The organism is Streptomyces lasiicapitis, from assembly GCF_014646335.1.
Taxonomy (GTDB): domain Bacteria; phylum Actinomycetota; class Actinomycetes; order Streptomycetales; family Streptomycetaceae; genus Streptomyces; species Streptomyces lasiicapitis.
In genome coordinates this window covers 104152-129713 of the sequence record NZ_BMNG01000019.1, presented here as the reverse complement: position 1 = coordinate 129713, position 25562 = coordinate 104152, and the positions used below count along the sequence as shown (strand labels likewise).

General features: G+C 70.8%; 21 protein-coding genes. 6 read left to right on the top strand and 15 right to left on the bottom strand.

Annotation, left to right across the window (positions count from 1 at the left end; all coding sequences use genetic code 11):
* Positions 1 to 32 precede the first annotated feature (32 nt).
* From IEY91_RS35190 to IEY91_RS35175, 4 genes are all read right to left on the bottom strand, one after another.
* Positions 33 to 1211 (bottom strand): hypothetical protein, encoded by a 1179-nt coding sequence (locus tag IEY91_RS35190; RefSeq protein ID WP_189177082.1) that lies wholly within the window; start codon positions 1209 to 1211, stop codon positions 33 to 35.
* On the bottom strand, positions 1193 to 2083 hold the full coding sequence (locus tag IEY91_RS35185; RefSeq protein WP_189177081.1) for an ABC transporter ATP-binding protein: 891 nt from the start codon (positions 2081 to 2083) through the stop codon (positions 1193 to 1195). Before IEY91_RS35185 ends, IEY91_RS35190 begins: the two co-directional genes overlap by 19 nt.
* A 180-nt stretch (positions 2084 to 2263) precedes the next feature.
* Positions 2264 to 3646, bottom strand: a complete 1383-nt coding sequence (locus tag IEY91_RS35180) for an aspartate aminotransferase family protein (protein WP_164320023.1) — start codon at positions 3644 to 3646, stop codon at positions 2264 to 2266.
* Positions 3631 to 4140 (bottom strand): Lrp/AsnC family transcriptional regulator, encoded by a 510-nt coding sequence (locus tag IEY91_RS35175; RefSeq protein WP_164320019.1) that lies wholly within the window; start codon positions 4138 to 4140, stop codon positions 3631 to 3633. Before IEY91_RS35175 ends, IEY91_RS35180 begins: the two co-directional genes overlap by 16 nt.
* A gap of 156 nt (positions 4141 to 4296) precedes the next feature.
* On the opposite strand from IEY91_RS35175, the gene IEY91_RS35170 reads away from it, so the two are divergent.
* The 3 genes from IEY91_RS35170 to IEY91_RS35160 all read left to right on the top strand — a co-directional run bounded on the left by IEY91_RS35170 (position 4297) and on the right by IEY91_RS35160 (position 10027).
* Positions 4297 to 5736, top strand: a complete 1440-nt coding sequence (locus IEY91_RS35170; protein WP_189177080.1) for a gamma-aminobutyraldehyde dehydrogenase — start codon at positions 4297 to 4299, stop codon at positions 5734 to 5736.
* Positions 5737 to 5886: 150 nt separating this feature from the next.
* Positions 5887 to 8685, top strand: coding sequence for a hypothetical protein (locus IEY91_RS35165; protein WP_189177079.1), 2799 nt, complete (start codon positions 5887 to 5889; stop codon positions 8683 to 8685).
* 166 nt (positions 8686 to 8851) lie between these two features.
* Positions 8852 to 10027, top strand: coding sequence for a polyamine ABC transporter substrate-binding protein (locus IEY91_RS35160; protein WP_189177078.1), 1176 nt, complete (start codon positions 8852 to 8854; stop codon positions 10025 to 10027).
* Between the two features lie 27 nt (positions 10028 to 10054).
* Here the strand turns inward: IEY91_RS35160 and IEY91_RS35155 are convergent, their stop codons facing one another.
* From IEY91_RS35155 to IEY91_RS35130, 6 genes are all read right to left on the bottom strand, one after another.
* Positions 10055 to 11512, bottom strand: a complete 1458-nt coding sequence (locus tag IEY91_RS35155) for an FGGY-family carbohydrate kinase (RefSeq protein WP_189177077.1) — start codon at positions 11510 to 11512, stop codon at positions 10055 to 10057.
* Positions 11509 to 12978: an FAD-binding oxidoreductase gene (locus tag IEY91_RS35150; RefSeq protein WP_189177076.1), complete on the bottom strand. Its 1470-nt coding sequence runs from the start codon at positions 12976 to 12978 to the stop codon at positions 11509 to 11511. The genes IEY91_RS35155 and IEY91_RS35150 overlap by 4 nt, the downstream gene beginning before the upstream one ends.
* A 115-nt stretch (positions 12979 to 13093) precedes the next feature.
* Entirely contained in the window at positions 13094 to 13870 is a 777-nt protein-coding gene (locus IEY91_RS35145; protein WP_189177075.1) for an SDR family NAD(P)-dependent oxidoreductase, read from the bottom strand.
* Entirely contained in the window at positions 13822 to 15135 is a 1314-nt protein-coding gene (locus IEY91_RS35140) for an MFS transporter (protein ID WP_189177074.1), read from the bottom strand. The genes IEY91_RS35145 and IEY91_RS35140 overlap by 49 nt, the downstream gene beginning before the upstream one ends.
* A 288-nt stretch (positions 15136 to 15423) precedes the next feature.
* Positions 15424 to 15993, bottom strand: coding sequence for a glycerol-3-phosphate responsive antiterminator (locus tag IEY91_RS35135; RefSeq protein ID WP_189177073.1), 570 nt, complete (start codon positions 15991 to 15993; stop codon positions 15424 to 15426).
* Positions 15994 to 16110: 117 nt separating this feature from the next.
* Entirely contained in the window at positions 16111 to 16722 is a 612-nt protein-coding gene (locus IEY91_RS35130; protein WP_189177072.1) for a TetR/AcrR family transcriptional regulator, read from the bottom strand.
* A gap of 163 nt (positions 16723 to 16885) precedes the next feature.
* Here IEY91_RS35130 and IEY91_RS35125 point away from each other — a divergent pair, with 163 nt between their 5' ends.
* Entirely contained in the window at positions 16886 to 17632 is a 747-nt protein-coding gene (locus IEY91_RS35125) for an SDR family NAD(P)-dependent oxidoreductase (protein WP_189177071.1), read from the top strand.
* Positions 17633 to 17656: 24 nt separating this feature from the next.
* Here the strand turns inward: IEY91_RS35125 and IEY91_RS35120 are convergent, their stop codons facing one another.
* The 5 genes from IEY91_RS35120 to ybiA form a co-directional block, all read right to left on the bottom strand.
* Positions 17657 to 18871, bottom strand: a complete 1215-nt coding sequence (locus IEY91_RS35120; RefSeq protein WP_189177070.1) for a serine hydrolase domain-containing protein — start codon at positions 18869 to 18871, stop codon at positions 17657 to 17659.
* A 204-nt stretch (positions 18872 to 19075) separates the two neighbouring features.
* Positions 19076 to 19870: an SAM-dependent methyltransferase gene (locus IEY91_RS35115; RefSeq protein ID WP_189177125.1), complete on the bottom strand. Its 795-nt coding sequence runs from the start codon at positions 19868 to 19870 to the stop codon at positions 19076 to 19078.
* A 44-nt stretch (positions 19871 to 19914) separates the two neighbouring features.
* Positions 19915 to 20649, bottom strand: coding sequence for a glycerophosphodiester phosphodiesterase (locus IEY91_RS35110; protein ID WP_164319991.1), 735 nt, complete (start codon positions 20647 to 20649; stop codon positions 19915 to 19917).
* A 126-nt stretch (positions 20650 to 20775) separates the two neighbouring features.
* Positions 20776 to 21894, bottom strand: a complete 1119-nt coding sequence (locus IEY91_RS35105; RefSeq protein WP_373288091.1) for an adenosine deaminase — start codon at positions 21892 to 21894, stop codon at positions 20776 to 20778.
* Between the two features lie 81 nt (positions 21895 to 21975).
* Positions 21976 to 22509 (bottom strand): riboflavin biosynthesis intermediates N-glycosidase, encoded by a 534-nt coding sequence (gene ybiA, locus IEY91_RS35100; RefSeq protein ID WP_229697441.1) that lies wholly within the window; start codon positions 22507 to 22509, stop codon positions 21976 to 21978.
* A 207-nt stretch (positions 22510 to 22716) separates the two neighbouring features.
* Between ybiA and IEY91_RS35095 the strand changes: the two genes are divergently transcribed.
* Together IEY91_RS35095 and IEY91_RS35090 are read left to right on the top strand one after the other, a co-directional pair.
* Positions 22717 to 24222: a gamma-aminobutyraldehyde dehydrogenase gene (locus IEY91_RS35095; RefSeq protein ID WP_189177067.1), complete on the top strand. Its 1506-nt coding sequence runs from the start codon at positions 22717 to 22719 to the stop codon at positions 24220 to 24222.
* 72 nt (positions 24223 to 24294) lie between these two features.
* Entirely contained in the window at positions 24295 to 25539 is a 1245-nt protein-coding gene (locus tag IEY91_RS35090; RefSeq protein ID WP_189177066.1) for a polyamine ABC transporter substrate-binding protein, read from the top strand.
* The last annotated feature ends 23 nt before the right edge of the window (positions 25540 to 25562 follow it).

Sequence of the window (25562 nt, the reverse complement as noted above, 5' to 3'; positions counted from 1 at the left end):
TCGGCCGCCGCGGAATTTTCTCGTACGAGTTCTCAGCGCACCAACGGCATCGTCGACAGCTCCGCCACCAGCCACGTCACCGGACCGAACACCGCGAACAGCGCCCCGGCCCGCAGCGCCACACAGCCCCGCAGCAGCGCGGCCGGTGCCCCGAGCCGCAGCAGCGCGGCCGTCGTGTCGGCGCGCGCGTGCTTGGCCTCGACGGCGGCCGTGGTCAGCGTCAGGAGGGCGCAGCCCGCGACGAGCAGCGCGCCGAGCGTGGTGAGCGGCCCGATCTCCGAGCGGCTGCCCACCGCGTCGGCGTACAGCGCCCCCGCCGCGTACGCGCCCGACGCCACCGCGCACACCACACCGAGCGGCCGCCCGATCCGCCGCGCCTCCTGCTGGAGCACGCGCCCGGCGAGCAGCCGCAGCGCGCCCGGCCGGACCGCCTGGAGCAGCCGTCCGCACAGGTGGGTGAGCGCGGGCCCGGCGAGGGCGAGGCCGAGGGCGGTGAGGCCCCAGCCGGCCAGGGCGCCGACGGGGCTGCCCGCGAGTCCGCCGGGCATGCGCGGGCCCGAGCCGTCCGATCCGTCGGCGAATCCGCTCGCGTACGTCTCGGCGGCGAGCCCGGCCGCGATCAGCGCGACGCCCCAGGGCAGGCCGCCCGGCGCGGCGGCCGGTGGCGCGGGGTCCTCGGGCTCGGGCACGGTGCCCGGCTTGGCGGGGCGCGGGCGCAGCACGACGGCGCTGGCCACGGACGCGGCGAGCGGCACGAGCGCGAGCAGTGTCAGGGCGGCGGCGAGCGGCAACGGCCGGTCCGCGGCGAGCAGTTCGGCCGCCGCGCCGTCGAACGGCAGGCCCGACAGGTCGCCGCGCAGGTGCAGGAAGAACAGCAGCGCCACCATGGAGCCGAGCGTGCAGGCCACGGCCGTGGTCATGGCGGTGATCACCATGAGCTGACCGGGACCGAGCCCGATGGCCGCGAGGCCGGGGCGCGGCTTGGTGCCGGGGTCGGTGCGGGCCACGGCGACCGCGAAGTGGACGGTGGCGGCGATCGGGGCGGCGCACCAGGCGAGGCGGAGCACGGAGCCGGTGGACGCCGGGTGGCTCATCGCGTACCCCAGGGTGCAGAGCAGCAGGAAGCCGGTGCCGGCCGCGGCGGCGGCGACCAGGAGCCTGCGCAACTGGACCAGGGGGTGGGAGCCGCGGGCTAGACGGAGAGCGAGCACGCGGCCCGGCCTTCCGTGTCGGAGCCGTCGGAGGCGGCGGGGCCGGCAGGGCTGTTGGGGCCGCCGGAACCGTCCGGCCCGCCTGAGCCTCCCGCGCCCCCTGAGCCTCCGGACCCACCGGACTTCCCGGAAGCGGAAGCCCCAGCACCCCCACCCACCCCAGCGCGCACCAGATCGTCCCCCGGCAGATGCACCGTATGCACCCGCCGCCCGTCGAGCAGCGTCACCGTGCGGTCGGCGAGCGTGGCGACCTCCGCGTCGTGGGTGGCGAGGACGACGGTGATGCCGTGCGAGCGGGCCGCCGTCGTCAGCGTACGAAGGACGTGGGCGCGGTCGGCGCGGTGCAGCGGCGCGGTGGGCTCGTCGGCGAAGAGCACGGACGGCGTGCAGGCCAGGGCGCGGGCGATGGAGACGCGCTGGCGCTCGGACTGGGTGAGGGCGTGCGGCCGCTTGCGGGCGCAGTCGCCGATGTCGAGGCGCTCCAGCCACTCGTGGGCGGCGACGCGGGCGAGGCGGCGGGCGCCGCCGCGCAGCATCAGGCCGAGCGCGGCGTTCTCCCAGGCGTTCAGCTCGGGCACCAGACGGGGCTGGGGGTCGATCCAGCCGAAGCGGTCGCGGCGCAGGCGCTCGCGGACCAGCGGGCCCATGGTGTGCACGGGCGTGGAGTTGAACCACACCTCGCCCTGGTGGGGCAGGAGCTGGCCCGACAGACAGCGCAGCAGCGTCGTCTTGCCGCTGCCGCGCGGGCCGCCGACGGCGAGGATCTCGCGTTCGCGGACACCGAGCGAGACACCGGTGAGTGCGGGGGAGCCGTTGAGCGTGACGTGCAGGGCTCGTGCCCACAGCACGTCGTTGTCCGGCGGGGCCACCATGGCGTACACCTCGGTTCAGATCAGATTGCCTCCCCCGTACGGGGGAACGAAGGCTGGGCCGATCGGTCACTGGGCACGCTAAGGATTCGGCGCCGGGCGCCGGACAAGGACGCGGCCCGGGTGCGCCCATCCCACTCGGATGGGCGCACCCGGGCCGGTTACGGCGCTCGTGCGGGGGTATTAGATCTTGCTCCAGGCCTCCGTGAGCACCTGCCGGACGATGCCCTCGATCTCGTCGAACGTCGACTGGTCGGCGATCAGCGGCGGCGACAGCTGGATGACCGGGTCACCGCGGTCGTCGGCGCGGCAGTACAGGCCGTACTCGAAGAGCTTCTTGGAGACGAAGCCGTAGAGCACGCGCTCCGACTCCTCGTCCGTGAAGGACTCCTTGGTGGCCTTGTCCTTGACGAGCTCGATGCCGTAGAAGAAGCCGTTGCCGCGGACGTCGCCGACGATCGGCAGGTCGTGCAGCTTCTGCAGGGTCGTCAGGAACGCGGACTCGTTGTCGAGCACGTGCTGGTTGAGGCCCTCGCGCTCGAACAGGTCGAGGTTGGCGAGGCCGACGGCGGCGGAGACGGGGTGGCCGCCGAAGGTGTAGCCGTGCAGGAAGGTGTTGTCGCCCTTGTAGAACGGCTCGGCGATGCGGTCCGAGATGATCGCGGCGCCGATCGGGGAGTAGCCCGAGGTCATGCCCTTGGCGCAGGTGATGATGTCGGGGACGTAGCCGAACTTGTCGCAGGCGAACATCGTGCCGAGGCGGCCGAAGGCGCAGATGACCTCGTCGGAGACGAGCAGCACGCCGTACTTGTCGCAGATCTCGCGGACCCGCTGGAAGTACCCGGGCGGCGGCGGGAAGCAGCCGCCCGCGTTCTGCACCGGCTCCAGGAAGACCGCGGCGACCGTCTCGGGGCCCTCGAAGAGGATCTCCTGCTCGATCTGGTCGGCGGCCCAGCGGCCGAAGGCCTCGGGGTCGTCGCCGTGGATCGGGGCGCGGTAGATGTTGGTGTTCGGCACCTTGTGGGCGCCGGGGACCAGCGGCTCGAAGGGGGCCTTGAGGGCCGGCAGGCCGGTGATGGACAGGGCGCCCTGCGGGGTGCCGTGGTAGGCGACCGCGCGCGAGATGACCTTGTACTTCGTGTGGTTGCCGGTGAGCTTGTGGTACTGCTTCGCCAGCTTCCAGGCGGTCTCGACGGCCTCGCCGCCGCCGGTGGTGAAGAAGACCTTGTTCAGATCGCCCGGCGCGTACTGCGCGAGGCGCTCCGCCAGTTCCACGGCCTTGGGGTGGGCGTACGACCAGATGGGGAAGAAGGCGAGATCGGCGGCCTGCTTGGCGGCGACCTCGGCGAGCTCCCGGCGGCCGTGTCCTGCCTGGACCACGAACAGGCCCGCGAGGCCGTCGAGGTACTTCTTGCCCTTGTCGTCGTAGATGTAGGTCCCTTCGCCACGCACGATGGTGGGAACGGGCGCGTTCTCGTACGCCGACATGCGGGTGAAGTGCATCCACAGGTGGTCGTACGCGGTTCGGCTGAGGTCCTTGGTGCTCACGGCTATCGGGTTCCCCACATGTAGGTCTGCTTCTTGAGCTTGAGGTAGACGAAGCTCTCGGTGGAGCGCACGCCGGGGAGCGCGCGGATCCGTTTGTTGATGACTTCGAGCAGGTGGTCGTCGTCCTCGCAGACGATCTCCACCAGGAGGTCGTGCGAGCCCGCGGTCATCACCACGTACTCCGCCTCCGGCATGGCGGCCACGGCGTCCGCGACCGGGTCCACGTCACCCTCGACGTCGATCCCGACCATCGCCTGTCGGCGGAAGCCCACGGTGAGCGGGTCCGTGACGGCGACAATCTGCATCACACCCTGGTCGAGCAGCTTCTGCACCCGCTGCCGCACGGCTGCTTCGGAGAGGCCGACGGCCTTGCCGATGGCGGCATACGGACGGCGGCCGTCCTCCTGGAGCTGTTCGATGATCGCCAGGGAGACGGCGTCCACCGAGGGATTCGCCCCGCCTCGGGAGCTGCTGGGGTCTGCGCTACGACTTGCCACGACTTCACTGTGCACGACGTCTCGTCTGTTCCGCAAGGCCGCAGCGATGAATTTCGTTGCGTTCGATGTCTTGCTGCGCGGATTTCGTAGTTCTGGGCCGCTGGGTATGTTGAAAGCGTCGGTGCAACGACTAGGGTGGGTGTCTCATCCACTGGACAGGAGGGCTTGGCAGTGACCACTGAGCTGCGGCGTCTGCGCAACTACATCGACGGAGAATTCCGGGACGCGGCCGACGGACGGACCACCGAGGTGATCAATCCGGCGACCGGCGAGGCGTATGCCGTGGCACCGCTCTCGGGCCAGGCCGACGTCGACGCCGCCATGAAGGCCGCGGCCGACGCCTTCCCGGCCTGGCGCGACCTGGTGCCCGCCGAGCGGCAGAAGTACCTCCTCAAGATCGCCGACGCCTTCGAGGAGCGCGCCGAGGAGCTCATCGCGGCCGAGGTCGAGAACACGGGCAAGCCGATCGGACTCACGCGGTCCGAGGAGATCCCGCCCATGGTCGACCAGATCCGCTTCTTCGCGGGCGCGGCCCGGATGCTCGAAGGACGCGCCGCCGGTGAGTACATGGAGGGTCTGACCTCCATCATCCGGCGCGAGCCCATCGGCGTCTGCGCGCAGGTCGCGCCGTGGAACTACCCGATGATGATGGGCGTATGGAAGTTCGCCCCGGCGCTCGCCGCGGGCAACACGGTCGTCCTGAAGCCGTCCGACACGACCCCCGCCTCGACGGTCCTGATGGCCGAGATCATCGGTTCCATCGTGCCCGCGGGCGTCTTCAACGTCATCTGCGGCGACCGTGACACGGGCCGCGCCATGGTCGAGCACAAGACGCCCGCGATGGCCTCCATCACCGGCTCCGTGCGCGCCGGCATGCAGGTCGCCGAGTCCGCGTCCAAGGACCTCAAGCGGGTCCACCTGGAGCTCGGCGGCAAGGCGCCGGTCGTGGTCTTCGAGGACACCGACATCGCCAAGGCCGTCGAGGACATCTCGGTCGCGGGCTTCTTCAACGCGGGCCAGGACTGTACGGCCGCCACGCGCGTGCTCGTGCACGAGTCCATCCACGACGAGTTCGTGACCGCCCTCGCCAAGGCCGCCGCCGACACGAAGACCGGCCGGCCGGACGACGAGGACGTGCTCTACGGCCCCCTCAACAACGCCAACCAGCTGAAGCAGGTCACCGGCTTCATCGACCGGCTGCCCGCGCACGCCAAGGTCGAGGCGGGCGGCCGGCAGGTCGGCGAGAAGGGGTACTTCTACGCCCCGACCGTGGTGTCGGGGTTGAAGCAGGACGACGAGATCATCCAGAACGAGGTGTTCGGACCGGTCATCACCGTCCAGTCCTTCGCCGACGAGGCGCAGGCGCTGGAGTGGGCGAACGGGGTCGAGTACGCCCTCGCGTCGTCCGTGTGGACCAAGGACCACGCGCGTGCCATGCGCATGTCCAAGAGTCTCGACTTCGGCTGCGTCTGGATCAACACCCACATCCCGCTGGTCGCGGAGATGCCGCACGGCGGCTTCAAGAAGTCCGGCTACGGCAAGGACCTCTCGGCGTACGGGTTCGACGACTACACGCGCATCAAGCACGTGATGACGTCCATCGAGGGCTAATTCGGGTGCCTTCGGGAGCCGCCCCGCGTACCGTTGCGTACGCGGGGGCGGCTCCCGTTGTGTGCTTCCTTCTCCCTTCTTCTGCAAAAAGATCCGTAGCGCACACACTCTCCGCCCCCGCTTCTTCTTGTCCGACGGGGGTGTGACCTGATGACGACGGCCGACGATCTCGCGGGGCTGCTGCTGCGCCGCCGGCAGAGTGTGTACGTTCCCTCCGGCGCCGGACGGTCCGCCGTGACCGACGCCGCCGTGGTCGTCCTCGAAGCCGAACTCGCCGACCGCGGGCATCTGTTGACCGTCCCGCTGCGGCGCGCGCTCGCGGCGCTGCCCGCCGCCGAACTCGCCGTGACCGGCATGCGGCTGCTCGCGGACGTCGACGCCCTGATGGGCTCCGACCGCCGCCACGCCCCGCTGTTCGCACGGTTCCCCGAAGAGATCCCGTACCAGCACGCGTACGACCGCTACACCTCCCTCGTCGTCGCCCACCTCGTCGCCCAGCCGCACCAGCCCTGCATGAACTGCGCGGGCACCAAGGCGCGGGTGCGCGCGCTCGCGCCCTGCGCGCACCTGGTGTGCGACGACTGCCACGGTGTGATGACGGACTGGGGCTGCTGTGAGGACTGTTGCGTCTGGTACGCGTGCCCTGTCTGCGAGACGCGCTATGAGACGAGTGGGCCGACTGATCCTTGGATCGACACCGCCGCTGACGCCTCCGCTGACTCTGTCGGTGACGGTGGTGCCGTCCTGCGTGCCCTGCGTCTCGGTGCGCCCGACGACGCTGCGGCTGAACTTGGCGCGCTGCTTGGTCGCCGGACTCCGTTGAATCCGCAGGATCACGATGACTTGGTGCTGTTGCTCGCGCGGGTCCATGCGGGGGGCCGGGCGGTCGGCGGACCTGGGGGCGGTTTGGGGTGGGTGCCGGACCAGATACCTCTGCGGGAGAGCAAGGCCCTCGTCCTCGCGTCCTTCCTGGACGATCCGGAGGCGCGGTCGTTCGTCGCCCGGTACGCGGGCACCGCCACCGATGTGCTGCGGCTGCTCGTCGTGCGGTCGGGTGGCGACCCCGATCTGCTCGAACTGCCGCGGCTGCGGCCGGTGTCCCGGCCTGTGCGGCGTGAACTGCTCGGCCTGCTCGGGTCGTTCGATCTGCGGCATCTGTGTGAGGACTTCGCCCGGTATCCGGCTGCCTGGAAGCGTGTCGGGGAGATTCTGCATCCCTTTGAGGGGGGTGCTCGGGCCGCGCGGCACGCGCGTGTGGCGCTCGCCTTCGCTGTGTTGCGTGGGACGCGGCTGGACGAGTCGGCGCTCACGGACGTACTCCTCACGGAGGCCGCTCGGCACGACGACATCCGGCTCGACGGGGATCGGCTGCGGTACGCCGGGTGGCAGGGGCGTGTCGAGGCGGCGCTCGCCCGGTGGGACACCACGGGCGCCGCCGCGTTGCTGCGTGCCCGGCCCGGTGAACTGCTGCGCCGTCTTGATGTGTTGCTGGCTCGCTCCGGTGAGGTGACGTTGTCGGAGCCGGTGGCTGAGGCGTTGGGGCATGCTCTGCCTCGGGTGGGGGTGGGGGCGTTGCTCGGGGCGTACGGTCGGATGAAGGTGCGGGCGGTTCCTGGGGGTCGGCGCGTCTTCTTTCCGCGGGGGCGTGTGACTAAGGCGTACGCCGTTGATGACCATCGGCCGCCGTTGCCCTCGCGAGTGGCGGCGCGGGTCGCGGAGCTCATCGAGGCGGAGGCTGTGCGGCGGCTGGAGGTGGGGGTGGGCCCTCGCGGGTGCGCCCCAGTCCCGCCCCTTTCCCGTAACCAGGGGCTGCCGCCCCTGGACCCCGCTGATCGCCGCTTCGCGGCTCGTCCTCAAACGCCGGACGGGCTGAAACTACCCAGCCGCACCGGTGAGGGTGGCGTGCCGTACGACATCGCCGTGCTCGACGCCTCCCTCGGCGATCTGCCCGTGCCGTTCGCCGAGCGGGCCTCCGCCGCTTCGCTCGTTTCCGTGCCGCGCGGCAGTTCGTTGCCCATGCCGGGGGACAGTGAGAACGTCCGGCTGTTTCTGCACTGGCAGCAGCCCAAGGGTGTGCGGGTGGATCTTGATCTGTCCGTCGCGCTGTACGACGACGCGTGGCGGTTCGTCGGGCTGTGCGACTACACCCAGCTCGAGTACGCGGGCGGGGCCGCCCTGCACTCGGGGGACCTGACCGCGGCGCCCGCCCCGCACGGTGCCACCGAGTACCTCGACCTGGATCTGGCGCGGCTCGCCAAGGCGGGGGTGCGGTTCGTCGTGCCCGTCGTCCTGTCGTACAACGACGTGCCCTTCGATCAACTCCCGGACGCCTTCGCGGGGTTCATGGCCGTGTCGGGGGAGCGGAAGGGGCGGGCGGCCGGTCCTGCCGTCTTCGACCCGCGTACCGTCCGGCAGCGCTTCGACCTCGCGGGCGACGCCGCGCTGCGCGTACCGATGATCGTGGACCTGCGCTCGCGCCGCGCCTGGTGGGCCGACCTCACACTCGCCACGGGCGAGGGCAACCACAACGTGTGGCGCTACAGCGTGGTGATCGGCCGCGCCGGGCACGACCTGCTCGACTCCTTCGAGGCCGGCGGCCGCGCCACGATGTGGGACCTCGCCTGCTGGACGGCGGCCGCCCGTACCGACGGCGACGTCCTGGTGCGCGGGCGCGGGCACGTCCTGTGGGGGTACCGCCGCGAGCCCGACGAGCCGCGCGCCGACTTCGCCGTGCGCATCCGCGACGCGTGGGAGCCCGATGTGCTGTGCGCGGAGCCGGAGTTGGCGGACCGTCACGCGCTGGTCGCCCTCGTGCACGGCGACCTCGCGGGGGCGGAGCACGCCGCGTCCGGCACGGCGTACCGGCTCTTCCCCGGGGTGCTCGACGAGGCGCCGCTGACGCGCGTGACGGCGTCGGACCTGGCGGGGTGGCCGGCGCCGGACGGCTGAGGACGCGGGCCGTACCCCGGTGCGGCCCGACAGCATGTCGCCCCACGCCACCCCCGCCCCGACGCACCGTCCATTGCCCGGCCCCCACGCGCCCGTGCATGCTGCCGAGGTGCGAGCCAACCCGAGAGCAGTGCGAGCGAACCGCGGAGCCCCCGCCTTCGCCTCCGTGTCCCGCCGGACCCTCCTGCGTGCCCTCGGCGGCGGGGCCACGGCCGCCGGGGTGGCCGCGCTCGTCACCGGCTGCGGGGTGCCCGCCGCGTACATCGCACCCGACGAACGCGCCGCGGCCGACCGCTCGCGCACCGACCGGAAGCTGACCTTCGCCAACTGGCCGCTCTACATCGACACCGACGACGAGGACAAGACGAGCCGGCCCACGCTCGACGCCTTCGAGAAGCGCACCGGCATCGACGTGCGCTACACGGAGGAGATCAACGACAACGACGAGTTCTTCGGCAAGATCAGCCCGTCCCTGATGAACCACCAGGAGACCGGCCGCGACCTCATCGTCATCAGCGACTGGATGTGCGCCCGCTTCGTACGCCTCGGCTGGGTCCAGGAGATGGACCGCGCCCGCCAGCCCCACGTCACCGAGCACCTCGACCCGCTGCTGCGCTCGCCGCACTTCGACCGGGGTCGTAAATTCACGGTGCCGTGGCAGTCGGGGATCACCGGCATCGCGTACAACAAGAAGCGGCTCGGCCGGGAGATCCGGCACGTGTCGGATCTGTGGGCGGGGGACCTCAAGGGGCGCGTCACGCTGCTCTCCGGCCTCGACGAGGCCTTCGGGCTGCTGATGCAGGGCGACGGCGTCGACATCACCCAGTGGACGGCGGACGACTTCCACCGCATGTGCGACCGGGTCGAGAAGCTCGTCGACAGCCACCACATCCGCCGCTTCACCGGCAACGACTACATCAAGGACCTCGCCAGCGGCGACGTCCTCGCCTGCCAGGCCTACAGCGGCGACGTCATCCAGCTCCAGGCCGACGACCCCGACATCGAGTTCGTCGTCCCGGAGGAGGGCGCCGAGCTGTGGGCCGAGTCCCTGATGATCCCCAACCTCGCCCGCCACAAGGCCAACGCCGAGCGCCTCATCGACCACTACTACGAGCCCGAGATCGCCGCCGAACTGGCCGCCTGGGTCAACTACGTCTGCCCCGTACCCGCCGCCCGTGACATCCTCGCCTCCTCCAAGGACAAGGACCTCGCCGCACTCGCCGAGGACCCGCTGATCTTCCCCGACGACGCGATGCGCAAGCGGCTCGCGATCGCGCGGGACATCAGGTCCGGGGAGCGCACGGAGTTCGCCAAGCGGTGGAACTCCCTGGCGGGGCTGTAGGCCAACCGCGCGGGTACCGCTCGCGGCTCAGCCGAACACGTCGTACGTCCGCCTATAGATCGCGTCGGTGTGCCCCCGCACGTCCCGGTACACCTCCTCCAGGCGCCGGTAGAGGTGATGGTTCTCCTCGCTCGGCAGGAACGTCTCGCCGGGGCGGACCATGGCGTCGACGGCCTCGTCGAAGTCCGCGTACGTGCCGAGGCCGACGGCCGCGCAGATCGCGGAGCCGAGGCCGGCGGCGCTTGCGGCCGCGGCACGGTGGGCCGGGATGCCGTGTACGTCGGCGTGGATCTGGAGGAGAAGATCTGAGCGGGAGCCGCCGCCGGAGACGATGACCTCGCGGTACTCGGTGCCCAGTTCGGACGCCATCCGGGACGCGGTGTCGTGGGTGGTCATGGCGAGCGCTTCGAGGATCGAGCGGTAGATGTGGAAGCGGCCGTGGCGGCCGTCGAAGCCGAGGATCGAGCCCTTGCGGAACGGGGCGTCGCCGGGGGCGAGCCAGTCCAGGACGGTCATGAGGCCCTCGGAGCCCGGCGGGACCTTCGCCGCCTCGGCGTTGAGGAGGTCCTCGGCCGGAAGCCCGGCCGCGCGGGCGCTCCCCGCGGCCTCCTCGCCGAGCAGGTCGCGGTACCAGCTCACCGTCCACATGCCGCGCCGCACGCCCCCCGACTCGTACAGGTAGGAGTGCGGTACGGAGGCGTAGTTGGTCCAGAAGTCCGTGGCGTTCCTGAGGTTGCGCGGGCCCGTCGCCATGCCCGCGACGTACGTACCGAGCGAGACGAGGAGCGTGTCGGGGGCGCGCAGACCGCAGCCGAGGGCCTCGACCGCCTTGTCGTTGGCGGTGGCGACGACCGGCACACCGGCCGGGATGCCCGTGTGCCTGGCGGCGGCCTCGGTGACCTCGCCCAGGATGTCGCCGGGCAGCACCAGGTCGAAGAGCATGGCGCGCGGGATGCCGGACTTGGCGAGTTCCGCGTCGTCGTCGGTCCACTGCCAGGTGTCGGAGTCGAGCGGCCAGATGCCCGCGTAATTGGCCGCCGTGTCACGGAAGTTGCCCGTCATGCGTTGGCTGATGTAGCCGGACGACGTCGTCACGTACGCGGCTTCGCGGTCCGCGTGCGCGTACGGCATGCCCACGCGTGCGTCCATCCAGCTCATGACGGGCTGGGCGAGGGTGCCGTCCGCCTTGAGGACCGCGCGGCAGAAGCGGATCGTGCACAGGCCGACGCCCACGATGTCCGCCGGGTCCCCGCCGAACGCGGCCATCGCGGCCTGGCTCGCCGTGCCGATCGACGTCCACAGGTCGTCGTCCGGGTGCTCCACGACGCCGGGGCGGGGCGTGTCGTAGGGGCGCAGCGCGGCGCGTCCCTCCCCGGCGACGCGGCCGTGGGCGTCGAAGACGGTCACCTTGGACGACTGGGAGCCGTTGTCGATGCCGATGAAGTAGCGGGGACGGGGGCGGGGGGCGGTGCTGGTGCTGGTCATGCGTGGGTGTCCATCGGGAAGATCGTGCCCTTGTTCATGATCCCGTTCGGGTCGAACGTCTCCTTGAGCTTCGCGAGGATCGCGTACGCGCTGCCGTGCTCCCGCGTCGTCCACGGCGCGCGGTACTTGCCGATGCCGTGGTGGTGGACCATCGAGCCGCCCGCCTTGAGGGCCTCCTCGACGATGATCGCGTTGAGCGGGATGTGGTACTTCTCGATCTCCTCGCGCGGCTCGCAGTTGATCTTGTAGTCGTAGACGAAGTAGAGGTTCGTGCCGGTCTGGTAGCTGTGCGAGGAGTGGGCGCCCAGCATCACCAGGTCGTCGGCGGCCGGGAACTCGGCGCGGATGCGGCGGATCACGTTCTCGTACAGCTCGACGGTGCGCGACCAGTCGACCGACACCTCGGTGGTGTAGCCGAGTTCGGCCTTGGCGAGCATGACCTGCTTCTCGGCCTCGATCTTGTCGACGCCCCAGTTCAGGTGGTCGAACCAGTTCTCGATGAGGGCCGGGTCGACCTTCTCGTGCGGGTACTGGCCGGCGACGCGCTCGATCTCCTCGCTGGTGGCGCGCACGAGACCCTTCGGGCCCTCGGCCACGAACACGACGACGACCTTGTCCTTGTAGAAGTGCGCGAAGTGCTGGCGGGCGTCCTCGGGGGAGTAGACGCGTACGACCGACGGCTTGAAGCCGTTCGTGACGACCTCGCGGATCACCTTGATGCCGGTGGTCATGTCGTCGACGAGGAAGCCGTGGAACTCGTTGTTCTCCGGCTGGTACTTGAAGATCCTGACGGTGACCTCGGTGATGTAGCACAGGGCGCCCTCGTTGCCGATGACGATGTGCCGGATGTCCGGGCCCGCCGCGCGCCGCGGCACGTTCTTGATCCGGGTGACGGACCCGTCGGGGAACACCGCCTCCAGGCCGACGACCATGTCCTCGATCGCCCCGTACAGGGTGGAGAACTGGCCGATGGAGCGGGTGGAGACGAGCCCGCCGTACTGCGCGAGGGGCTTGGACTGCGGCGAGTGCCCGGTGGTCAGGCCCCGCTCGCGCAGGCGGTCCTCCAGGACCTGGAGCGGCACCCCGCACTGGACGGTGGCCTGCATGTTCTCGGCGTCGACCGAGAGGATCCCGTCGAGGCCCGAGCCGTCGAGCACGACGGTGTCCTCGACCGCGGTCTCCAGGCCGCCCTCGGTGCCGGTGCGGCCGGTGCGCGCCACCACGTTGATCCGGTGCTCGTCGGCGAAGGCCAGGACCTTCGACACGTCCTCGGTCGAGCGGGCGTTGACGATCGCGGCCGGGAGGGGGCCGTCGAAGATGCCGTGCACCGACTGGTACTTCTTGAACCGGTCGACGCTCGCGAGCTTGAGCTGCTCCTCGTCGGTGACGATCTGCCCGGCGGAGAGCAGGTCCGCGAGGCGGGCGACGATGTCGTCGCGGGTGAGCTTGGAGAGCGACTGGGCCATGGTGATCTACCTCTTGGGTTCGGTGTGGGGGGTGTACGGGGGTGAGGTGTACGAGGGAGCGGCGTCCGCGAACGCGCGGTGTACGCAGGCGCGGTGCGCGTGGGGCGGCGGGGGCTCAGCGGACCAAGTAGCCCCCGTCGACCGGGAGTACATGCCCGTTGATGTAGTCCGAGGCGCGCGACGCGAGGAAGACCGTCGTGCCCATCAGGTCGGCGGCGTCGCCCCAGCGGCCGGCCGGGATGTGGTCGAGGACGCGCCGGTTCGCCGCGGGGTCCGCCCGCGTCGCCTCGGTGATCTTCGTGGCGAAGTAGCCGGGAGCGATCGCGTTGACCTGGATGTTGTACTGCGCGAGCTCGTCGCAGTACGCCTTGGTGAAGCCCGCGATGCCGTGCTTGGTCGCCGCGTACGCCGGTGACCACTGGCCGCCGAGGAACGAGAACATCGACGCGATGTTGATGATCTTCCCGGAGCGCCGCGGGATCATGAACCGGGCCGCCTCGTGGCTCAGCTCGAAGGGGGCGGTGAGGTTCACGCTCACCATCGGGTCCCACTCCGCGCGCCCGAACTCCTCGACGTCGGCGAGATTGCAGATGCCCGCCGAGTTCACCACGATGTCGACCGACCCGAAGGCGTCCACGCAGCCCTCGACGATCCGCTTCGGCACGCCCGGCTCCGTGAGGTCGGCCTCCAGGAACTCCATGCGGCGCCCCTCGGCCTCGATCAGCTTGCGCGTGGTGCCGTCGTCGGCGGCCACGGACGGCACGAAGACATCGGCGCCCGCCGTGGCGAGGGCCAGCGAGAAGGCCCGGCCGAGGCCGGTGTTGCCGCCGGTGACGATGGCGCTCATGCCGTCGAGGGAGAAGAAGTCGCGGTGGAACTCGGTGATGTCCATGGGGAGTTCGCTCTTTCTGTGTACGTGGCTTTCCGCACGAGGGCTTCGCGGGCGGCGAGTTCGCGGCTGCGGGTGCGGTCCGTGAGGGTGGTGAGGGCGAGGCCGAGCAGGGCCATGGCGAGGAGGAACAGGAAGAGGGTGGTGTAGCCGCCGCCGTGCTCGGGGACGGCGGGCTTCGCGGCCGGGTCCCCGATCCACCAGGCGCACACGGTGGGCAGGAAGGCGTCGGGCAGATACGCGAGCCCGGAGGCGAGCCCGATCACGCCGCCCCGCTCGTTCTCTGGCACCTCGACCTCGCCGACCTGCGCCCAGTACACGCCGCGGCTGGCGAACACCAGCAGGCACAGCGCGAACATCAGGGCGAGCGCGACCCACTTGTAGGCGGACGCCCGCGGCAGCACCAGGAAGAGCACGGCGACGGTCGCGCAGCCCGCGAACATCCAGCGCAGGAAGCGGGGCGTGGACCGCGTGACCTTGTCCACGACGACCCCGCCCGCCGGTCCGGCGACGAACTGGAAGACGTAGGTGCGTACGACGCCGATCACGCCGATGAGCCCGGCGGCCATCCCGTACTGGTGCTCCAGGAGCGGCGAGAAGTAGCCGAGCGTCGTGTAGAAGCAGTACATGAGCATGACCGTGCCGCCGATCAGCCAGGTGTACTTGTTCCGCGCGGCGCGCCAGAGCTGGCGCAGGGTGACGGTGCTCGATCCCAGGTCGGCGAGGCGGCGCTCGTCGCCCTTCACGCACAGCCACACAAGGGCGGCGTACACGAAGCACAGGACGCCGTAGATCCGGATCAGCCACAGCACGCCCACCGCCTCGGCGACGCTCGCCGCGACGACGGCCGTTCCCACGAAGCCGACGATCGTCGACGTGACACCCCGCACGCCCTCAAGGAAACCGAACAGTCGGCCCTGCTCCGAGGAATCACCCAGCATTCCGATGGCTTTCACCAGAGCGGACCAGTAGAGGCCCATTCCCATGACGGCCATGAGGATGTGCGCGGCGAGAACTCCCCAGTATCCCGGGACGGTCCCGAGATAGAGATCGGCGACCCCGGTGCCGAGGAGCGCGGTCACGATGAGGGCCTTCGGCGAGAACTTGTCGGCGAACCAGCCGCCGAAGAAATACATCACCATCGCGACGACGCCGAACACCGAGATGATGTTGGCGTAGTCCTGCGCCGAGAGCTCCAGCGCCTTCGCCGTGGGGCCCAGGAACACGAACCGGATGTACGCGACCTGGAAGATGATTCCGCCTGTCATCGACAGGATCAGAAAGGGGACCCATCTCTGGGACTTGGTCACGGCGCTCACCACCTCTTTGTGGAAACGGGCACGGAGTTTCTGGAAACGGGCACAAAAAAAGAACAGCAACTCTCCCCCGAGGGGAAGGAGTTACTGTTCTCTGGTCTCTAGTAACTGCCCCGGAACACGGCGCGATCGCCTTGCTCAGGAAGCCGATATGCGATTGTGGTTCAGCTTGAGGCGGCGTCTTCCGGCGAGCCGCCCGGCAAAAGTAAAGCGGGGGCGTCGGGGGTGTCAACCCCCGATTTACATCTGCCAGACCTCCCGGTTCGAGGAGGCGATCGCGCTCGCGCCCGCCTTCAGCGCGGCGAACACGTCATCGCGGTCGCAGACCAGGCCGCCCGCGATGAGCGGCACGTCGATGTCCGCGACGACCCAGGTGATGACCCGCGGCATGCAGCCCGGCAGGATCTCCACGCAGTCGGCCTTCGACATCCGCACCTGCGGGGCGAGGTTGCGGTACGACATCGAGTCGATGAGGAAGAAGCGGTGCACCGCGTAGAGACCGAGCTCACGGGCGGCGCGCACCATGAACGCCTTGGAGCTGAGGATCCCGTCGGCGGCCGTCCGCTCCCGCACGTACCGCACGACGATCTCCTTGCCCGCGAAGCCTTCGAGCAGGTCGACGTTGACCAGCACGATGCGGCCGTCGTCCTTGAGCCGCCGCACGATCGCGGGCAGGTCGAGGACGGTGCCGTAGAGCAGGAAGACGATGCGGCAGTCGGAGCGGAGCACGGCGTTCAGGTCGTCCTCGTCCTTGACGCTGGCGACGACCGGGTGCTCCTCCAGGAGGGTGGGCAGGGGGGTGGCGTCCATGGGGGTCTCCTGGGGGCGGCGCGGCGGCGAGCCCCTTCAGCGTACGGCTGCGACCTGGGCCCGGGACGTGGGGTCAGGGCGTCGTAGGCGTGGGGTCAGGGCGTCGGAGACGCGGGGTCAGGGCGCCGGAGCGGCCACCGCGTCCCACGCCGCCATCGCCCGGTCCACCGTCTTGTCCAGCTCCGCGCGGGTCGCCCCGTCGCGGGCCCGCAATGACATGCCGTGGATGACGGTGGTGTAGAAGACGGCCATCGCCTCGGTGTCGGTGGCGGCGGGGAGTTCGCCCTCGTCGACGGCACGTTCCAGGCGGCGGGCCATCTGGTCGACGCCCGCCTGCCGCCAGGTCGCGAGGTGTTCCTGGACCGGGGCGTTCGCGGGGGAGCAGTTGGTCGCGGCCAGCACGACCATGCATCCGTGGGGGGTGCCCTCGTCGGCGTACGCGCGGGCGTTGTAGCGCAGCACGGCCTCCACCGCGCCCTTGGCGGTGGGGAGTTCGGTGAGGGCGTGGGCCATGTGCGAGCCCTCCGTCGCGTCGTACAGCGTCACCGCCTCGCGGAACAGCGCCTCCTTGCAGCCGAACGCGGCGTACAGGCTGGGCGAGGCGATGCCCATCGCCGAGGTGAGGTCCGTCATCGACGTGGCCTCGTACCCCTGCTTCCAGAAGACCTCCATGGCCCGGCGCAGCGCCGTGTCCCGGTCGAACGCCCTGGGCCGCCCACGTCCCGCCACGATCCCCGCCTCCCTCTTCCCGCTGTCGCGCCCACGTTCGGCGAATTTCTGTACCGACCGACAAATATAGGCCTTGACGTGCTGGTACGCTCGTGTAAAAGTTTCTGTGCCGATCGGCACAGAAATCGACGCAAGATTACTCACGTAGAAAAAGGGGCTGGGGATGACGGACCTTCTGGGCAAGACCGCGCTGGTGACGGGTGGCAGCAGGGGCATCGGGGCGGCGATCGTGCGGCGCCTTGCGCGGGACGGGGCCGACGTGGCGTTCACCTATGTGAGCGCGGCGGGGAAGGCGAAGGCGGAGGAAGTCGTCGCGGACGTGGAGGCGCAGGGCCGGCGGGCGGTGGCCATCCAGTCCGACGCGGAGGACCCGGACGCGGTGCGGGACGCCGTGGACCGGGCGGCCCGCGAGCTCGGCCGCCTCGACATCCTGGTCAACAACGCGGGTGTGTGGGCGTCCGGCCCCTTCGAGGAGGTCACGCGGGCGGAGCTGGACCGCGTCCTCGCCATCCACACGCGGGCCGCGTTCGTGGGGTCCCAGGCCGCGTCGGCGCATCTGCCGGAGGGCGGCCGCATCGTGAGCATCGGCAGCAACCTCGCGCTGCAGGCGCCGTTCCCCGGCATCGTCCTGTACTCGATGAGCAAGTCGGCCCTGAGCGGCTTCACCAAGGCCCTCGCCCGCGAACTCGGCCCCCGCGGCATCACCGTCAACGCCGTGCACCCCGGCTCCACGGACACCGACATGAACCCGGCCGACGGCGAGTCCGCCGACCTCCAGCGCGGCCTGTCCGCCCTCGGCCGCTATGCGCACGCCGACGACATGGCCGCGATGGTCGCCCACCTGGTGGGGCCGGGCGGGCGGTCGATCACGGGGGCGGAGTTCACGGTGGACGGGGGCACGAACGCGTAGGCCGTCCGGCCCGCGGGCGGGGGTTCAGCGGCGCACCTTGAGCGCCGCCGCGACGATGCGCTGAATGACGGCGTTCATGTCCTCCCCCTTGGCGTCCGTGGAGTTGACGGAGTACACGAGGACCGTGTCCAGGTCCCGGGTGGCGGCGAGGATCGAGTTGTAGCCGTGCCGTCCCCCGGTCTTCAGCCAGAGGACCCGGCCGTCGGGCGCTTCGTACCGGTTCATCCCCGCGCTCATCGTGGCGCCCTCGATGTCGGACGGCACCGTGAACATCTCCTCGAGCTGCGGCTTCGGCACGATCCTGCCGCGGAACAGCGCGACGGTGAGCCGCTCCAGGTCGGCCGTCGTGGAGATCATGTCGCCGCCCGCCATGCGGTCCCGCTGGTTCCACTCGGTGACGTCGACCAGCTTCATCCCGCCGTCGGGCTGCCGCACGGCCTGGTAGCCGCGGTTGTGCGGGCCGTGGATGCGGGGATCCGTACCCGGGAAGGAGGAGTGCCGCATGCCCGCGCGCTGGAGGACGCGCCGGGTGGCCTCGCTCTCGTACGAGTGCCCCGTGACCTTCTCGATGAGCAGCCCGAGAAGCGTGTAGTTGATGCCCAGGTACTGCTGCTTGACGCCCGGGGCGTACGCGGGTCCCTTCGCGATCGACGTGGCGGCGACCTCTTGCGGGCTGAGCGTCTCGAAGCGGTGCGCGTACAGCTCGTCGAAGTTCTTGCCGAGGGAGCGCCCCGGCTGCAACCCGCTGCTGTGGTTGAGGAGTTGGCGTACGGAGATGGGCGTCCGGAAGGCGTCGGCGTTCGGCGCGAAGAGGTCCGGCAGATAGCGCTGCACGGGCGCGCCGAGGTCGACCTTGCCCTCGGCGGCGAGCTGCAGCACGACGGCCGCCGTCACCACCTTCGTGGTGGACCCGGCCCGGAACCGTCCGTTCGGATCGGCGTCGCGCCCCGTCCGTAGGTCCCGCACACCCGAACTGCCGCGCCAGGTCCCGTTGTTGCCGGCGACCCGCACCAGGGCGGCGGTCGCGTCGGCGTCGGGCAGTCCGGCGATGGCGGCGCGCAGGGCCTTGGCGTCGGGCCCCGAGCGGTCTGCCGCCGTGTCGGCGGAGGTCGCCCCGGGGGCGGGCGAGTCGGCGAGGGCGGGAGCCGTCGCGGTGGCCGTGAGTCCGAGGGCGACGGCGGTGGCGAGGGCGAGGGAGGCGGCGGGCCTGGCGGAACGGCGACGGGTGCGTGCGGGCATGGCTGCTCCAGGATGGGTGGCTGGGTGAGGTGTCCCAGTACCCATCCTGTGCGGCGGGGGAGGGCGGTGGATCATCAATGAGGAGGGGGTGGCCCCTGGGGGGCGACCAGGGTTCAACTGCCGCTGGTCTCGGGGTAGTTGAGGGGTGGGCCCCTAGGGGTCGGGGGCGGCTCCAGGTCAGGCGCCGGGGCTGCGGCCCCCGGGTTACGGCTTGCGGGCCACCGCGCCGAGTTGGGGGACCTGGGGGACCGGGGGTGCCTCCGGGGAGCGCCAGCGGGCGCAGGATTCGATGCCTGGGGGCAGGAGTTCCAGGTCTTCCATGAAGGACAGGAGCTCCGCGCGGGTGCGGCCGGTGATGGGGGGTGTCGCGTTGGCGTTCCAGAAGTCCATGGCCGGCTGGTTGTCGGCGCCGCCGACGTCGGCGTCCAGGGTGGGGTGGGTCAGGACCAGGTAACTGCCGGACGGCACCGCGTCCATGAGGGTGCGTACGATCGAGCGGGCCTCGGCCGTGTCCGGGATGAAGTTGAGGATGCCGAGCAGCATCACGGCGACGGGTCGCTCGAAGTCGAGGGTCTCGGCTGCGGCCCGCAGGATGCGCTCCGTGTCCCGGGCGTCCGCGTCGATGTACGTGGTCGTGCCCTCGGGCGAGCTGGTGAGCAGGGCGCTCGCGTGGGTCAGGACGATCGGGTCGTTGTCGACGTACACGATGCGGGCGTCGGGGGCGATGCGCTGCGCCACCTCGTGGGTGTTGGCGCCCGTGGGCAGGCCGGTGCCGATGTCCAGCAACTGGCGGATGCCTTTGTCTTCCACGAGATGGGCCACCGCCCGGCCCAGGAACGCGCGGTCGGCGCGGGCCACTTCGCCGATGCCGGGGAACATCTCGACGACCTGCTCGGCGACCGCGCGGTCCACCGGGTAGTTGTCCTTGCCGCCCAGCCAGTAGTTCCAGACGCGGGCGTTGTGCGCGACGTCGGTGCGTATGCGGTCGGCGCCAGTGATGTCGTTGTGCTGCGTGCTCGCCGTGTTGCCTAAGTTCTCTGCGTTCACCCGTGAGGTTCCTTCCCCGTCTGCTGGTCGTGCTGTCGGGGCCGCCGGGGCTTTCGGGACAGCTCGGCGGCGAGTGCGTCCACGCGGTTGGTGGTGATCGAGTCCACCCCGTGGGAGATGAGCTTACGCATGGAGCGGCGGGTGTCGGCGGTCCACGCGGAGATCAGCAGACCGTCGGCGTGCACGCGGTCGGCGAGGTCCCGACTCACAAGCCCGAAGCGGTAGTTGAGCCAGCGCGGGGCGATCGCGGCGAGCAGCGCGGGGCGGGGCGGAGCGAGCGATTTCCAGGTGAGGGCGATCTCCGCGGCGGGGTCCGCGGCGCGCACGGCGAGCATCGCGTCGGGGCCCGCGCAGTAGTACGCGCGGTCGGCGGCCCCGCAGTCGGCGATGACGCCGACGACGGTGCGTACCGCCTCGGGCGTCGCGCCCGGGAGGTCCACGAGGACGCGGTGGCCGTCGGTCTCCTTGAGGGCCTCTTCGAGGGTGGGTACGCCGCCGGCGGTGAGCCCGCGCACCTCGTCGGCGGAGAGCGCGGCGAGCGGCCGCTCGTGCTGCCAGAGGCGGTCGAGGGTCGCGTCGTGGAGTAGTACGGGTACGTCGTCACGGGTCAGGCGGACGTCGATCTCCACCGCGTCCGCGCCCCGGTCGAGCGCGGAGCGCAGGGAGGGGAGGGTGTTCTCGCGGACGCGGTAGGGGTCGCCTCGGTGGGCCACGGCAGTCACGGTGCGCATGGGTCCATTGTGGCCGGGGGCGGCCGGGGGTGGCCGCGGCGGCCCGGAGGTGAGGCGTTCCGGGCCGCCGAGGGCCGGGTGGTGCGGGTGCGGTGCGGGTGCTGCGGCTGCCGGGGGTGCTGCGGGTCAGGAGGCCAGCCACGTCTCCGTGTACGCGTCGATCTCCGCCTTGATCCGCTCCTTGCCGGGCGCGTCCAGGAAGGACACCTCGACGGCGCTCTTCGCGAGGGCGGCGATGCCGCGCTCGTCGAGGTCGAGGAGGCGGGCGGCGACGGCGTACTCGTTGTTGAGGTCCGTGCCGAACATCGGCGGGTCGTCGGAGTTGATGGTGACGGTGACGCCCGCGTCCACGAACTGCTTGAGCGGGTGCTCGTCGAGGGTGGCGACCGCGCGGGTCGCGATGTTGGAGGTGGGGCAGACCTCCAGGGGGATGCCGTGCTCCGCGAGGTACGCGAGAAGCTTGGGGTCCTGGGCCGAGCTGGTGCCGTGGCCGATGCGCTCGGCGCGCAGGTGGGTCAGGGCGTCCCAGACGGTCTCGGGCCCCGTGGTCTCGCCCGCGTGCGGCACCGAGCGCAGGCCGGCGGCGATGGCGCGGTCGAAGTACGGCTTGAACTGCGGGCGGGGTACGCCGATTTCGGGGCCGCCGAGGCCGAAGGACACCAGGCCCTCCGGGCGGATGCCGTCCGTGGTGGCGAGCCGGACCGTCTCCTCGGCCGCCTCCAGGCCCGCCTCGCCGGGGATGTCGAAGCACCAGCGCAGTACGACGCCGAGCTCGGCCTCGGCGGTCTTGCGGGCGTCCTCGATGGCGGCCATGAAGGCGCGCTCGTCGATGCCGCGGCGGGTGGAGGAGAACGGGGTGATCGTCAGCTCGGCGTAGCGGACGTTCTGGCGGGCCAGTTCGCGGGCCACCTCGAAGGTGAGGAGCTGGACGTCGTCCGGGGTGCGGATCAGGTCGACTACGGAGAGGTAGACCTGCACGAAGTGCGCGAAGTCCGTGAACGTGAAGTAGTCCGCCAGGGCCTCGATGTCCGTGGGGACCTTGGAGTCGGGGTGGCGGGCGGCCAGGGCCGAGACGATGCGGGGGGAGGCGGAGCCGACGTGGTGGACGTGGAGTTCGGCCTTGGGCAGCCCAGCGATGAAGGCGGTCGACTGCGCGGCGGAGATGTGCTGGTCGGTCATGGGTTCCTCCCCGGGAACACGGTGTGATCGGCTGATCGGCTGACCCCCGCGGGGGTCGGGGATCATCGTAGGACGCGCTCCCCGGGGGCTCCCGGGCCACCCCTGGCGGCCCAGCCGCCCGCAGCGGGAACGGTCAGGACGACACCGTCACCGCAACCGCTCCCGCGCGGACATCAACGCGAAGCCCAGCAGGTTCAGCCCCCGCCACCCCGCGGGATCCTCGATGCGCGGATCGTCGGCGGCGAGGCCGACGCCCCAGACGGGGTCGACGGGACTCGCCTCGACCAGCACCCGCTCCCCCGTACCGACGAGGTACCCCCGCAGTGCCTCGTCCGAAGAGAACTTCCGGACCGACCCCTCGACCACGATCCCGAAGCGCTCCCGCTCCCAGACCTGACCGTCGAACCCCCGCACAAGGCGCCCGGCCCGCTTGGCCTCGGCGGGCGTCCGCGCCGTGAGCGCCGCCCGCTCGGCGTCGGCGTCGCCGAAGAGGCGGGCCTTCGCGGCCATCATCCAGTGCTCCGCCGTCGCGTACTCCACGCCGTCGGCCGTGAACGGCGAGGGCCACCACTGGCTGAAACAGCTGGGCCCCAGCGCACCGTCCCGACGCGGGGCGTGCCCCCAGAAGTACAGGTACTCGACCCGCTCCTTCACCGTGTCCTCCCCCGTCAGATCCCTCATGCACGCCACCCTGGCACGCACCACTGACATTCCGTCCCACAATTTCCAGGCCGACTCGACACCTGGTCGACAGATTCCGTCGCGTAACCAAAAGGCAACAACGGAATCACTTGCTGGACCACCGACCCCCTGTCAGGATCGGCACTCAAATCGATCTGGAACTACGCCGACCCTCTCGGGACGGGGCGGCCGGCGGAGGAGAGCGTCATGCACACATTCCAGGCGCGGGACCGGTTCGCGGACGGCGCCCAGTACATCGCGGGACGCCTCACCCAGGGCACGTCGGGACGCACCCACGCGGTGGTCGATCCGGCCACGGGCGATGAGGTCCTCACCTACGGTCTTGCGGGCGCCAAGGACGTGGACGACGCCGTCGCCGCCGCCGCGGACGCGTACACCGGCTGGTCGGCCGCGAGCCCCGGCGAGCGCTCCGACGCCATGCACCGCTTCGCCGCCGAGCTGTCCGCGCGCGCCGAGGACCTGGCGCAGGCCGAGTCCCTCCAGTGCGGCAAGCCGATCAAGCTGAGCCGCGAGTTCGACGTACCGGGCACGATCGACAACACCGCCTTCTTCGCGGGCGCGGCCCGCCACCTCCAGGGCCAGTCGGCGGGGGAGTACGACGGCGGCGACCACACCTCGTACGTACGAAGGGAGCCGATCGGTGTCGTCGGCTCCATCGCGCCCTGGAACTATCCGCTCCAGATGGCCGCCTGGAAGGTCCTCCCGGCGATCGCGGCCGGCAACACCATCGTCCTGAAGCCCTCCGAGCTGACGCCGTTCACCTCACTGATGTTCGCGCAGGCCGCCACCGCCGCCGGGATCCCCGACGGTGTCGTCAACATCGTCACCGGGGCCGGGCAGGAGGCCGGTGAGCACCTCGTCGGGCACCCCGACGTCGTCATGACGTCCTTCACCGGGTCCACCGGCGTCGGCAAGCGCGTCGCGGAGGTCGCCACCGCCACCGTCAAGCGGCTGCACCTGGAGCTCGGCGGCAAGGCGCCCTTCGTCGTGTTCGACGACGCCGACCTGGAGGCCGCCGTGCACGGCGCCGTCGCGGGCGCCCTCATCAACAGCGGCCAGGACTGCACGGCCGCCACGCGCGCGTACGTACAGCGCCCCCTGTACGACGCCTTCGTGGCGGGCGTCGCCGACCTGATGGCGACCGTGCGGCTCGGTGACCCCTTCGACCCGGCCACCGACCTCGGCCCGCTCATCTCGCACACGCACCGCGACCGCGTCGCCGCCTTCGTCGACCGGGCCCGCTCCTACGCGCGCGTGGTGACGGGAGGAGAGGCCCTCGACCACCCCGGGGCGTACTACAGGCCCACCCTCATCGCCGACGCCGCGCAGGACAGCGAGGCCGTGCAGGCGGAGATCTTCGGCCCGGTGCTCGTCGTGCTGCCCTTCGACTCCGACGCCGACGGCATCCGCCTCGCCAACGACACCCCCTACGGCCTCGCCGCCTCCGCCTGGACCCGGGACGTCTTCCGCGCCAACCGCGCGACCCGCGAGATCAAGGCGGGCTGCGTGTGGGTCAACGACCACATCCCGATCCTCAGCGAGATGCCGCACGGCGGCTACAAGGCGTCCGGCTACGGCAAGGACATGTCCGCCTACTCCTTCGAGGAGTACACGCAGATCAAGCACGTCATGTTCGACAACACCGCGGTGGCCAGGAAGGACTGGCACCGCACGATCTTCGGGGACCGCTAGCCGCACGCGGGGACGGGCGCCGCGCGACCGGGCGGCGCCCGCCCGCCCACCTCCCGAAAGGGCAGAAAGCGCATGGAGCACTACGAGCCAGAGAGTCTGTCCCCGGCCCAGCTCAGCGCCGGGCGGCGGGCCCTGCGCGGCGGCTCCGCCGCGGTCGGCCGCCGTTCGGTGCTGCGCGCCTCCGCCGGCGGCGTGCTCGCCGCGGGCGGGCTCGGCGCCCTGAGCGCGTGCGGCATCCCCGCGGCCGGCAAGGGCGAGGGCGGCATCGCCGCGGACGACCGCTCGGACAAGGACAAGCGCGTCAACTTCTCCAACTGGACCGAGTACATGGACGTCGACAAGGACGAGCGACGCCCCACCCTCGACGCGTTCACGAAACGCACCGGCATCAGCGTCAAGTACACCGAGGACATCAACGACAACAACGAGTTCTTCGGCAAGATCAAGCCGCAGCTCGCCGCCGGGCAGGACACCGGGCGCGACCTGATCTGCGTCACGGACTGGCTCGCCGCCCGCCTCATCCGCTTCGGCTGGGTGCAGAAGCTCGACCCGGCGCAGCTGCCGCACGCCTACGCCAACCTGTCCGCCCAGTTCCGCTCACCCGACTGGGACCCCGGGCGCGCCTACTCGTACCCCTGGACCGGCATCTCCACCGTCATCGCGTACAACAAGAAGGCGACCGACGGGGAGAAGATCACCTCGGTGTCGCAGCTGATGGACGAGCCCAAGCTCAAGGGGCGCGTGGGGTTCCTGTCCGAGATGCGCGACTCCATGGGCATGGTGCTTCTCGACCTCGGCAAGGACCCCGCGAAGTTCACCGACGACGACTTCGACGCGGCCGTCGCGCGCCTTCAGAAGGCCGTCGACAAGAAGCAGATCCGCCGCTTCACCGGCAACGACTACACCGCCGACCTCGACAAGGGCGACCTCGCCGCGTGCGTGGCCTGGGCCGGGGACATCGTCCAGCTCAAACTCTCCAACCCCGACATCGAGTTCGCCATCCCGGACAGCGGCTACATGACCTCGACGGACAATCTCCTGGTCCCCAACAAGGCGCGCCACAAGCGCAACGCCGAACGGCTCATCGACTACTACTACGAGCCGGAGCCCGCGGCCCGCCTCGCCGCCTACATCAACTATGTGTGCCCGGTCGACGGCGTCCGCGACGCGCTCGCGAAGATCGACCCCAAGGCCGCGGCGAACCCGCTGATCATCCCCGACAAGGCCATGGCCGCGAAGTCGCACGCCTTCCGTTCGCTCACGCCCAAGGAAGAGGCCGCGTACGAGGGGAAGTTCGCGAAGCTCACCGGTTCTTGACGTACACCTCATCGAATTCCTCG